General features: G+C 49.3%; 11 protein-coding genes. 4 read left to right on the top strand and 7 right to left on the bottom strand.

Translation table 11 applies throughout. The annotated features are described in order from the left end of the window. Nucleotides 1–112: 112 nt before the first annotated feature. Both P2G88_RS02545 and P2G88_RS02540 read right to left on the bottom strand, forming a co-directional pair. Nucleotides 113–1,726, bottom strand: coding sequence for a choline dehydrogenase (locus tag P2G88_RS02545; RefSeq protein ID WP_275794062.1), 1,614 nt, complete (start codon nucleotides 1,724–1,726; stop codon nucleotides 113–115). Between the two features lie 264 nt (nucleotides 1,727–1,990). Beyond that, nucleotides 1,991–3,535, bottom strand: coding sequence for a hydroxymethylglutaryl-CoA reductase (locus P2G88_RS02540; protein ID WP_345798867.1), 1,545 nt, complete (start codon nucleotides 3,533–3,535; stop codon nucleotides 1,991–1,993). 239 nt (nucleotides 3,536–3,774) lie between these two features. Here P2G88_RS02540 and P2G88_RS02535 point away from each other — a divergent pair, with 239 nt between their 5' ends. Further along, a complete protein-coding gene (locus P2G88_RS02535) occupies nucleotides 3,775–4,503 on the top strand; it encodes a hypothetical protein (RefSeq protein ID WP_275794061.1) in 729 nt (242 codons plus the stop codon). Nucleotides 4,504–4,514: 11 nt separating this feature from the next. On the opposite strand, the gene P2G88_RS02530 is transcribed toward P2G88_RS02535, so the two are convergent. From P2G88_RS02530 to P2G88_RS02520, 3 genes are read right to left on the bottom strand one after another with little or no spacing between them, the layout of a single operon-like run. Next, nucleotides 4,515–4,829 carry a DUF4156 domain-containing protein gene (locus P2G88_RS02530; protein WP_275794060.1) on the bottom strand — a complete coding sequence of 105 codons (315 nt, stop codon included), beginning with the start codon at nucleotides 4,827–4,829 and terminating at the stop codon, nucleotides 4,515–4,517. Nucleotides 4,830–4,844: 15 nt separating this feature from the next. Next, complete coding sequence (locus P2G88_RS02525) at nucleotides 4,845–6,314, bottom strand: wax ester/triacylglycerol synthase domain-containing protein (RefSeq protein WP_275794059.1); 1,470 nt, start codon at nucleotides 6,312–6,314, stop codon at nucleotides 4,845–4,847. Next, nucleotides 6,311–6,979, bottom strand: coding sequence for a TetR/AcrR family transcriptional regulator (locus P2G88_RS02520; protein ID WP_275794058.1), 669 nt, complete (start codon nucleotides 6,977–6,979; stop codon nucleotides 6,311–6,313). Before P2G88_RS02520 ends, P2G88_RS02525 begins: the two co-directional genes overlap by 4 nt. Before the next feature lie 98 nt (nucleotides 6,980–7,077). Between P2G88_RS02520 and P2G88_RS02515 the strand changes: the two genes are divergently transcribed. Beyond that, nucleotides 7,078–8,145: a glycerol-3-phosphate dehydrogenase/oxidase gene (locus tag P2G88_RS02515; protein WP_275794057.1), complete on the top strand. Its 1,068-nt coding sequence runs from the start codon at nucleotides 7,078–7,080 to the stop codon at nucleotides 8,143–8,145. 55 nt (nucleotides 8,146–8,200) lie between these two features. After that, the gene (locus P2G88_RS02510; RefSeq protein ID WP_275794056.1) at nucleotides 8,201–8,974 is read left to right on the top strand and encodes a ParA family protein; all 774 of its coding nucleotides are present in this window, start codon (nucleotides 8,201–8,203) and stop codon (nucleotides 8,972–8,974) included. Here P2G88_RS02510 and P2G88_RS02505 read toward each other — a convergent pair. Next, nucleotides 8,961–9,863, bottom strand: coding sequence for a TraB/GumN family protein (locus P2G88_RS02505; RefSeq protein ID WP_275794055.1), 903 nt, complete (start codon nucleotides 9,861–9,863; stop codon nucleotides 8,961–8,963). The two genes, P2G88_RS02510 and P2G88_RS02505, sit on opposite strands and share 14 nt — an antisense overlap. A gap of 163 nt (nucleotides 9,864–10,026) precedes the next feature. Between P2G88_RS02505 and P2G88_RS02500 the strand changes: the two genes are divergently transcribed. After that, nucleotides 10,027–10,734: a hypothetical protein gene (locus P2G88_RS02500; protein ID WP_275794054.1), complete on the top strand. Its 708-nt coding sequence runs from the start codon at nucleotides 10,027–10,029 to the stop codon at nucleotides 10,732–10,734. On the opposite strand, the gene P2G88_RS02495 is transcribed toward P2G88_RS02500, so the two are convergent. Beyond that, a complete protein-coding gene (locus P2G88_RS02495) occupies nucleotides 10,727–11,935 on the bottom strand; it encodes a DUF445 family protein (RefSeq protein WP_275794053.1) in 1,209 nt (402 codons plus the stop codon). The genes P2G88_RS02500 and P2G88_RS02495 overlap by 8 nt on opposite strands. Nucleotides 11,936–12,101: the final 166 nt, after the last annotated feature.

The following is a 12,101-nucleotide window of genomic DNA, read 5'->3' as shown; positions in this document are numbered from 1 at the left end:
ATCCTCTTTTTCTATAGTGGTCTGACCTGTTGTCGGTGACCGGATTGTACCCTCTGTGGCAGGAATTGCAAAATATCCTGCATCAAGCCACAAAGGGCAGCTAGATGGGAGCCTAGTGGCCGTTTTTGATCATATCTGCCGCTTTTTCGGCAATCATGATGCAGGGCGCGTTGGTGTTGCCGCCGATAAGTGTCGGCATCACAGAAGCATCGACGACGCGAAGCCCCTCGATCCCCTTTACCTTGAGGGTGGGATCAACCACCGTCATTTTGTCTTCTACCTTACCCATTGCACAGGTCCCAACAGGATGATAGATGGTTTCTGCCTTATTGCGGATAAAATCAAGCAGTTGCTCATCGGTTACCTTATCGTTGCCCGGTAAAAGTTCTTTGCCGGCATAAGGTTTAAATGCCGATGCATTCAGGATCTCACGCGCTTTTTTAACGCCTTCAATCATAATTTGCCGATCTTCCGGGTGACTGAGGTAATTGGGATCCATTAACGGTGCGTCATGGGCATTGGCAGATTTCAACCTTATCTGTCCGCGGCTTCTTGGGTACAAACAACAAACATGTAATCCAAAACCATAGCCTTTAACCAGTGTACGGCCATGGTCCTGCAACACTGCTGGCAGGAAATGGAATTGAATATCCGGCAAGCCATTGGCCAGCGAGCTCGACGCAAAACCACCGCCCTCAGCTATGTTGCTGCTAAATGGCCCTTTACGATGAAACAAATACTGCCATGCCGCTTTAATGTATTTTGGCAAGGCACTTAAGGCCAACCCATAGCCTTCACTGACTTCGCTTCTGAACTGTACAATCGCATCGAGGTGGTCCTGCAGATTTTGCCCAACACCGGGTAAGTCCGCTTTCACTTCAATACCATGCTCTTGGAGATGATCGGCAGGGCCAATACCTGAGAGCATCAGTAGCTGCGGGGAGTTTATCGCACCAGCACAAAGCAGTACTTCACGCTTGGCATAAAGAGTCTCAATTTTACCATTGCGCCTGATCACCACCCCTTTGGCTCTCCCCTCTTCCACCAATACTTTTTGCACCTGGGCTTGGGTATAAATATGCAGGTTGTCGCGCTCATCGGCATTGCTCAAAAAAGCCTTAGCGGCGGAGCAGCGTTGACCGTTTTTCTGGGTTACCTGGTATAAACCGGCACCTTCGCGCTGCGCGCGGTTGAAATCGCTCAACACCGGCATTCCAATCTCGGCGGCAGCTTTTACAAAGTTATGGGACAGGGGATTGGCGTAGCGAAGGTCATTGACCGACAGCGGCCCCCCGACGCCATGAAACTCATCGGCACCGTGCTGCTGATCCTCTGATTTTTTAAAATAAGGTAATACCGATTGCCAGTCCCATCCCTCGGCGCCAAGGGCATGCCAATGATCATAATCTTCTTTGGCACCACGGATATAACACATGGCATTAATGGAACTTGAGCCGCCTAAGGTTTTTCCCCTTGGCCAGTACATTTTCCTGTTATTCAAATGCGTTTGAGGGGCGGTTTCGTAGTGCCAGTTGATGCTGTTAAAGCGGATCAGCAGTGCCAGGCCAAAGGGAATATGGATCAACGGATTACGATCAGGGCCGCCCGCTTCAAGCAAGCACACCGAACGGTCTTTCTGTTCAGACAAACGGCTGGCCAGGGTCGCACCTGAGGAGCCCGCACCAACCACGATATAGTCAAATTCTGTATGGGAGCCTGATGTCATTGCTTCTCCACCTACTGGCGAGCCATGGGCCGCACTACATTGCCAAAAAGAGATCGTACCAGTGAGTGTATCAGGAACATTGCCTGGGACGTAGCCAAAAAAACAGTTGTTTAAAAGACCTGTTCTAATACAACGCCAGTTAAAAAGGCGATCACTTCAATGGGCAGGAAAAGTACTCTTGAAAAACAAAAAGTTATGGAATTTGTTCGCTTTGCATAGAACGAAAAAGGGGCGGATAACCGCCCCTATTTTCAAGGGTATACCCTATCGATTTCGCCCATATTGCTCGTGGGAAGATACCCAATCTGAGGAGGAAATGGCGGAAGCCAGAGAGATTTCTCCAGCCAGGGCCACCGCGCCGACAATCTCTGCAAATTTGTAGACCCGATCACGTCCATAGCAATCCATCAGTTGTAAACACTCTTTTTGCGTACCAATACCAGTACCGCCACCGTAAGTAGCCACAATCAGGGATGGAATGGTCAAAGACAGATACAAATCGCCTTCATCGGTCAATTCAGAATAGAGGATCCCGGCCGAGGATTCGGAGACGTTAGCCACATCCTGACCGGTGGCAATAAACATCGCGGTAATACCATTGGGTGAATGCAAACCGGTGTTATTGACGCCCGATAAAAACGAACCGACACCCGCCACCCGTCCATGGTAATCAATCTGTTTGGGATCCACACGCATCACCTCTAGCAGGTAATCACGCTTGATCGTGATTTCGGAAACCACGCGCTTGCCGCGAGTACGCATTATATTGATTTGTGAAGCTTTCTTATCGGTGGCGAAGTTGGATTCCAAATAGAAGTTCTTGATCCCCTTGTAATGATCCAAAATCCAACCACAGGCAGCAAAGGTGGCGCGCCCCACCATGTTCTGACCGGCCGCATCCCCTGTTTTAAAGTTAAAACGCAGGAAGGCAAACTTGTTAGACAGGAAATTATCAATATAGGTCAAATTGGCTACGGAGGATGTGGACTCTGCTTCGTGCTTAATCTGCTCGAAATTGGTCTTTACCCACTGCACGAAGTCTCTGGCTTCGCGAGCATCCTCAAAGACAAATACTGGTGCACGCTGCATGGCATCATCCACCACCGTACTCTTAACACCGCCACACATATTAAACAGCTTCATGCCACGGTTATAAGATGCTACCAAGGTGCCTTCCGTAGTGGCCATAGGGATCATAAATTCGCCTTTGGCATGCTCACCGTTAATCAAGAAGGGCCCTGCAATACCCATTGGTACTTGGGCTACACCAATGAAATGCTCTATGTTGCCGCGAAGATCATGGGGATCGATAGAATACTTGCCTACGTGCTCTATTTTGCCATTGCAGAACTTTTCAAAATAGCGCTGACGCTCTTTAATAATTTCTTCGCCGTAGTCGTCGACGTCGTCCCTTGGGACTTTATTCGCGGGCTGCTTATCGTCAGTCACCACATCTTCCACTTCAAACTTCAGGCTACCGAAGGGACTGGCACGAAAGTGGATCAAAATTCGATGCTTTTCTTTTGGTAGGGGTTTGCAATCGTCAATTTGGATCACAAGGGTGGTTCTTAGCGGAAAATCCTGATTGCCGGCAGCGTTGAACTCTGCCCAGGAGAGATGTTTACCGTCGGCCGTTCGCAACCAAATCTTGTCTGTGGGGACCGCTTTATCATCGATGCGAATCTCCACCAGTTCTTCGACCTTGGCATCTTTCAGGCGATTCTTTAGCGAAAATCTCACGCCATGCCCCAAATTGGTCAAACTACCGCGGTTGTAGAGTTGTTTTAGCAGGATGCTTGGAATAAACATGGTACAGACAGTCCCCTTTGCTTCTTTTGATTTTTTTCATCCAATGTTGATGGCCGTTTTGGCCGCCGAATTTCTTTCCGGCAATTTCATATTATGGTAAAGCGACCAAATTGCCACTGTAATTGCATAAAATGAAAGCAATTTATGGGTAAATTTGCTTCCTTCTTGCGCCAAATCATTTAAAGCAGCACACTCAGAAGCGATATCATTTTGGACGATCATCCGATAGGAAAAAAGGTTTGCACTACGACGATCCGTTAAGTTGGAAAACCCGTTTAAAATTCTGGTTTGCCGGATGGATGGTGCGTTTCGGTCAGCTTAAGCGGATTCAGATGACGGCCGCAGAACTCAATGAGATGCTGGCCACTAATCTGCCAATGCGCGTACCGCTTAACTTCACCGGCGGTGTAAAAGGTCTGCTTAAAGTTTTGCAAGCGACCTTACATATGCCCAAAGAAGGCTCCCATCTTCATATCGAGCTGCTCTGCGATTTCCATGTAGAGTTTATGGGAACCCGCCTTTATCAGGCTCATCTGCTGGCCGATATACAAGCACTGCCCCGCTACGATCCCCACAAACGCATCCTCTTGCCTGAACAAATCAGTTTATTGGGGCTGCATTTAGTCAATGATAACTATGCCCTTATTCAAAGCAGTACTGAACTCTTTCAGAAGCTGTTGCCGGGCGGTTTGGGAAGTCTGATGGGGGTTACTATTGGCGGCGCAATGGGACTGCTGGATACCATGCCCTATGCGGACTTGCGTCGATATTTGAGTTTATATTTATCCGGCAGCAAACAAAAAATACTCAACTATCACCGTGATGATATTGAACAGGAGTTGTTATCTCTGGCGCAAAGCGGTGAATTTCATTATCGCTTGGATGAGACCCTGCCGGACGAAGCCTTGTTCGCCCGGCTGGGCAAGGAAGTCAAAGTTGAGGATGGAAACCTGTGGTTTCTCTTTTAGCGGCTTAAGCCTCACTGAGGGCAGCGATAGACCATAAACTGACGGCTGCCGTAACGTACGTCGCCATCGATAGCCACCGCATTACCACCAGCACGCACCGCTTCGTTTCTGGCCAGCTGCAGAAGCTCATCTGCCACTTTTTCATCGTCGCGTTCCACAAATGCGACTTTTTCCATCACTTTGGTCCTGGCCTTGCCAACTTTTTCACAATGACCGGTTTCGGAAGGCTGCAATAGCCGCACATATTCAGAACCGGGCACACGCTCGACGCTGGTGCAGGCGCTGAGGCAAAGGATAACGGCCGATGTGCTCAAGAGGGTACGCAAGATTTGCTCCTAAAATTACTCGTGTATAACGGATTCGTGCTCTTGATGATGCTCATCAAGAATAATGGATTTGGGTGCCTCATCCACGTACTCGCCAATATCCTCAATCGTCAGGCTTGGATCATCGACACAACGTTCCAACAGCTCGAAAGCTTCCTGGAAGTAATGCGCCATATTGTCCAATGAGTCGATATTTCTATCGCTGCAGACTATGCCGATGTTTGCCGCATCACCATAGGTCAGAAGTGTCACATTGACACCGCCGCCGGGAGTGATGGTGGAGATAGGATAGGCAGCCAGTAGTTTGGCGTCCCTAAGATAGCGCATTTCCTTGGGGCCGGGAACATTGGAAATCAGAATATTTGCAATGGGCTTAAACCAATCAGACAGGCGCAACATCTCAAATATCAGGGCCACCGATTGGATCAGTATGGTGTAGTAACTAAACGCCCCCGGTTGCGACTTTCTGGCTGCCTTTTTAACGATACGATGGTTCTCGATAATCTGCCTTAGACGCAGATAAGGATCTGTCTCGCCATGGGCCAATTTGACCGGCACGATGGCAATCTTGTTACCCGCGACCTGCTCGCCGGGTTTACGCAGGTTAATAGGCATATTGGTGTAAAGGGCCTTGCCAAAGCTATGACCGTAACCTTTCAAGAATCGATGCACACCGATGTCGATACAGCACAGCAGGATCTCATTGGCAGATGCCCGTAAACGCTTGGACAGGGCATGCACACGGTTAAAGTCCAAATCCGTGGTCGATACCACCCTGCCCCGTTTTACCTGTCCTGTCAGTACAGTCTTGGTGCCTGTAAAGGGAATGGGCATGTAATGCGGGTTAATCAGCAGCAGCTTGACCAGCAGGCGGAACAGGATCCACACCAGATCAGTCACCGTCAGCACAAAGCCTACCAGGTTTTCCCACAGTCCTTTGTACCAGACCTTTTTCCGTTTCTTTCTGAAGGGCTGTGGCAATGCCCATACCGGTACAAAGCCTTCTTTTTTGGCTTCTTCAATGTAGCCGGCCTGGAACCAGCGAATCAGGGTGGCACCATCACCGTACATGTGGTGGATCTTCACATAAATAGCGAACAAACGACCCTGACGGCTTTTGATCACATGGTACTGCCACAAAGGCTTATCACGCTCCAGTCTCGGCTCATGTAACTTGGCCACTAACTTATGCAGTGCCGCTTTATCACTAACATCTTCTATCTCATGCAGCTTGACGTGATAGTTCATATCCATGCTATCCACCGTTTCAAGCGACCAGGGAAAGCCTAAAACAGTTTGCACCACGGTATTAAATGGGGACGTCGGCTTATCGAAGCGGCGCAGTTCGGCCACCAACTCATCGATGTAATTATCGTCAGCGTCATCTGGCAGCATCAGTATTTGCATACAAGCCACATGCTTGGGGTTGTCCACGCTTTCCGTGATCCAAAACGCCCTGTCAAGGAAGCTTATTTTGCGTTTCATGCCGTTGTCCTCCATGGCAAAGTCGAAACTTGGGTATGTGGCGCTTTGGCTATGGCCGCCTGCAGGCCATCAAGGGATATCTTGTCGGTATTGATATGGGGTTTTAACAGGAAATAGATATGGCTCAGGCCTTGGTGGATAAACTGCTCGTTATCCAAGGTCTGTCCCATCAGCAACGAGTAGTCTGGTCCCTGCGATAAAATCAGGCCCACTAACTCCACCAACTGTGGCAAATCATCGCTGTCCAAAGCCAACTGACCGCTTTGCTGAAAATCACCGAGCAACCTGCGAATATTATCCAGCTTGGCTTTATTTAGGGCGCGCAGACCTTTGGCCAGTTCAGGGTATTTTTCAACCAGATCGGAGGGATTCCTGTAGAAGAAACGAAACAAGGCGCTGCATTCGAGCATCAGATAGAGGAAATAGAAAAACTCCTCCAGATCAAGGGACTCGCCCGGGGCGGTGAGTATTCGGTTTAATTGCTGCCGGTACATGTCAAACAAAGCCGCCACTATCACATCTTTACCTTTGAAATGGTAATAGAGGTTGCCTGGACTGATGTCCAATTCCATCGCGATATCAACGCTGGTCACACCTGCTTCACCATGTCGGTTAAATAATTCCAGACTGGTGATGAGAATCCGCTCTGCCGTCTTGCCTGCCACAAGCCCACCTTATGGTGGTGAAATCCGTACTTCTCAGAGTATCCTGTATCTAAAAGATGCACAATGGCAGCGTCATCAATGAAAAGGCAGTGGAATCAATGAAGATAGCCGTTATCGGCGGAGGCATAAATGGACTCTGCAGCGCCTGGTTATTGGCCCAGGAAGGACATCAGGTTTCATTGTATGAAAAGGGCAAATTAATGAGCGCCACCAGCATGGCCTCATCCAAACTTTTGCATGGAGGACTGCGCTATCTTGAGCAATATCAGTTCTCCCTGGTCCATGAAGCCTTGCAGGAGCGAAAATGGTGGTTGGAACAGGTTCCCGGCCTGACCCGGCGCCTGCCGCTGCTTTATCCCTTATACCAAGGCTTAAGTCGTCCACGCTGGAAACTAAAACTCGGCCTTACACTTTATGATGTACTCGCCGCCAATCGCGGTATAGGTCGCCATCGCTGGCTTTCCCCACAACAAATGCTGCACTGCTCGCCAACCTTAAATCCAAAAGGACTTAAGGGAGGATATCTGTTTTTTGACGGCCAAATGGATGATCAGGCACTGGGACTGTGGGTGGCCGAACGCTGCAAAGAGTTGGGCGTTGGCATATTTGAACAAAGCCCGGTTAGCAAAGTGGATATAGAGGGGCATCTGGAGCTACAGGGTAAACAGGAGCGCTTTGACCTCATCGTTAACGCTGCCGGGCCATGGAGCAGCCAACTGCTGCAGCGCTCTGGATTACAAGCGCCACAGCAGCTGGATCTGGTCAGAGGCAGCCATCTTTTACTGCCGCCCATGGGGCGCTATGGCCATATGCTCGAAGTCCCAGGGGAAAAGCGCATCGTGTTTGTGCTGCCTTATCAAAACAAAACGTTGCTTGGTACCACCGAGGTACGCCAAAGTGCAGACGAGCCCATCCGCTGTAGCGACCAGGAACGCCGTTACTTACTCAATCTGTTTAATCATTACTTCAGCAATCACATGGGCGAAGATGACATCCTTCAGGAGTATGCCGGCGTGCGCCCGCTGTTAGGGGGTAGTGAAGATGCAAGCCATGCCAGCCGCGAATACCGCTTGGTGCGCCAGGGGCAGCTTTTGACGATTTTCGGAGGCAAGTGGACTACCGCCAGAGCGCTCGCCAGCGCTGTAGTCAAAAAACTCAACAAATAAGCGCTGGGCACAAGCGAACAGCAAGATATACTGGTAGCAAAAAAGGAGTCGCTCAATGATTAGGGTACTGTTCAACAAGAAAGGCGGTGTGGGCAAATCCAGCCTGACAGTGAATCTTGCAGCCATTGCTGCCAAGCAGGGACTCAAAACCCTGGTGCTGGATCTGGATACCCAATGTAACACCAGCGCCTATCTGTCGGCACAGCCAGGAACGGATATTGCCGAATTATTTGAGCAGACCATCACCTTTCATATCCGTCGCCGCCCAGCAGAGGAATTCTGTCAGCCCACCGCCTTTGAGAACCTGCATATTTTGCCGGGCTCTGCACGATTGGCGGAGCTTGAAAGTGAGCTACACAGCAGACACAAAATTTATAAGCTCAGGGAGGCATTATCGTCCCTTAGCGAGCATTATGACCGGATTTTTATCGATACAGCACCGGCACTTAATTTTTATAGTCTGTCCGCCTTAATTGGTGCTGACAGCTGCCTTATTCCTATTGATTGTGATGACTTCTCCCGTCAGGGTTTGTACAGCCTGTACCAGCAAATTGCCGAAATTCGGGAAGATCACAATGCCAACCTCAAGGTAGAGGGGATTATCGCCAATCAATTTATGCAGCAAGCCAAGTTACCCCGACAAATCATTGATGAGCTGTTGGAAGAGGGTTATCCGGTGTTACCAGTCCCTCTCGCCCAATCCGTCAAAATGCGCGAATCTCACCAGGCGAAAACGCCGCTGGTCAGTATGGCGCCCAAGCATAAATTGACTCAGTCATTGCTGGAGCTGCATCAACACCTGGAAGAACAGGCTGCTAAAAAGGCGTAACCGAATAGCCACGGCTCTTTAGCGCAGCCAACAGGCCATCCTCTCCCACTAAGTGCAAGGCACCGACCAGTACCAACTCGGTGCTGGGCTCTTGCAACATACTTTCAATTTGCGGTACCCACAGATGGTTGCGCTGCATGATCAGGCGTTCGTACACTGCCGGGTATTGGCTTTTCATGGGCACAAGATAGCGTGACTGCAATACATTCAGGTCACCGGTTTGCCAGGCCTGGAGCATCACGCGCATTTCCTCCGCCAGACCATCAATCTCATCCAGGGTATACAAGATAAACTTATCTTCCATGCCCTCACCCATCGACGCCAAATACGCCACCTGCTGTTCGGGACTTTCCAGGGCAAGCGAGGGTTTCCCATCTTTGGTCGCCCTCTCAAAGTAGTGCTGATCAACGCCGGGCGCGTTAAATCCCAGACGCTTGAGTTCAATCTGGGTTAGCTGCATCGACACCATCGCCGGCTTGAACTGCAACCACTGTGCCGGAGATAGTGATTTTGACTTCAGGCTTTGCGTTAGCCTGACCAGGGTATCTGGATGCAGTCGCGCCGCCAGTTTGCCTTCATCCTGATACAACAGATGACTAAGCATCACCTGCATAAAATCAGGGCTTTTAAAGGCCACCATATCAGTTTCAAAGACCACACGCGACGCTTGTTGATAGGCTTTCTCAAACTCTTCTGGCAATGGATATTGGGCGTCACTCAGAAGGTGAATAGTGCCGCCAATCAACAGTTCATGACCATCCTTGGAAATCCGCCAAAGGGTACTTTCAGCAACGCAGAGGAAAGAACAGCAGAGCAGAACAAGACAAGCAATACAGCGATGGATAAGCGGCCAAAATAGCGGTTCCCGAAGAAGAGGTGTCGTTGCCATGACCAGTGTTCCTTATTTGATGGGGGCGAGAGTGTAACAAAGTCACTAGCGGGCACAAGTGATTACCACAGCTGCAATTTGTGGCAGAACAGCAACCAATTAACACATCTTGTAACGATGCCCTTGGTTAGGATGCGGTACCTCAGTATTTTGGAGATTGACTATGTTCCCCCATCGTTTACTACCTTTTTGTGTTGCTATTGCCTTAAGTGGCTGTGAATTAGTGAGTGGCAATACCTGGCTTGATCAAAATGGAAATGTGCGACTAATCAGCAGCTTTGAGCAGACTTCTGATAACTGGTCAGCAGGCTTCTCAGACTACGATGCCGGCAGTGCAGATACCTACGATTTGGCTTTTGGGGTAAAAACCTTGCCAGATGAAAGCGGCCATAAAGGCTTTATGCTCTCAGGTAATAACCGTAGCGATGACCTGTTTATGTTTATTAAGCGACAACTAACAGGTCTCAGAGCCAATAGCCGTTACCTGGCAGAACTGGAAGTGAAATTTCTGTCTAATGCTGGCGAGGGCTGCATGGGCATTGGTGGTGCCCCTGGCGAATCGGTATTTGTTAAATTCGGTTTTGGGACTGTTGAGCCTAAGCAACAGGGCTACTATCTGAATTTGGATATCGGTAGTCAGGCACAAGGCGGTAACAACGCAATTGTACTGGGCAATGTGGCGGCTAAGGATAGCGATTGTTCAGGAACCACATTTGCCCCCAAGACAATCACTACTACGGCACAACATCGTCTTGAATTAACCACTGACAGCCAGGGTAGTGTTTGGCTCTTTGTGGGCACTGATTCCGGTTATGAAGGGCTCACGACGCTCTACTATGACCACATTGCGCTGAAACTTATACCTAAGTGAAAATAAAGCTCAACTGAGCAAAACCGGCAGCCATGCCTAATATCGCCCCGACTACAATCAATTTCCACTCGTCCTGCTTATAGGCAGGACGCAGTACCCCTTCGAACTCCTCGGGACTTAAGGCTTCCATCTTCTGACGCAGATCATCGCCAATTGCCAGCGCCTCGGCCGCATATTCACCGGCGTAGCGCAGAAACTTATCGGAGTCTTCAAAGAGTCTCTTTACTGCCATTTCCTTCATGCGGAAATAGTCTTTTGAGCCCACGCCCAAGGCGAAATAAGGCTGCGCCACAGACACATAACGCTCGATAGCATCGTTTACATGCAGTTCAATCAACTCCAACAGCTGCCCAGAGCCTGAGCCTTGCAATACTGCATGGGTAATGTTTTCCGGATTTAGCAGGCGCTTTTCGATTATCTCAGAATACACCCCAGACACCTCTTTTTGGCGCTTAAGAAACATCCCTTGAATGGTAAAAATTCCCACTTTTGTAGGACGTTTGGGTTCAAAGATGATCTTTATCGCGATCCAGTTAGTGAGGTAACCCACCAATAAGCCGCCAAGAGGCAGAATCCACCAATATTGCACGAAATACCAAAGCACCATGGTGGGTAAACCAAACAGGAAGCCAAAATACAGGCCAGAGCGTTCAATAAACGGAAATTCTTTGGCCCCGGCTTGCAGGAAGATCTCATTGATTAGTTCAGGATCGTTGGTCAGTTGTTCCACTACCAGTTCGCGGATGTTCAGGATTTCGCCTACATTTTGTTGGAAATCCCGGACCATTTTGCGCACCACATTGGGAATATCCATCTCAATGCGGTAATAAACCAGGTTTTTACCTTGTACCGGCATCGCCGCCCACAAAGTCGGCGCCGATTCCTGCATCACATCGTTTACGATACGACGTAAGACCTGTTTGAGGCGTCTTTCGATGGCCAGTGTCATTTGATCGGCATCGAGGCGCTGGGCGATCTCCTCTACACTGAGCAACTTACCAAGCACCAACTCCACTTCGATTTCGGCCATTTCGCGACGTTTGGCCGGGATTAACCCTTGCCAACCAAAAAACGGACGAATACCCACAAACTCGATGGGGTAAAACATCATCTTGACCGCAAGATAATTGGTAAACCACCCAACGATAGCGCTAATGATGGGGATTAGCAGCAGAGTCAGGGTTTGAACATTCCATTCCATATCAAACAACAAGCGGTCCAGTTGGCAAGGCCTGGCGGCAATAGAAGCCAGGCTAACGGGTCAATTTAGAATGGTCAATCTAATAACACCCCGAACCCGTATGGATCAATAAAATATTGAAAAACGCGGCACAAACCGATAATTAGGTTGCCCTTTCAAATGTTTT

It is taken from the genome of Aliiglaciecola sp. CAU 1673, assembly GCF_029223185.1.
In the GTDB taxonomy this organism is placed as follows: Bacteria; Pseudomonadota; Gammaproteobacteria; order Enterobacterales; family Alteromonadaceae; genus Bowmanella.
Note: the sequence above shows the minus strand (reverse complement) of the source record. Positions and strands in the feature narration are given on the sequence as shown.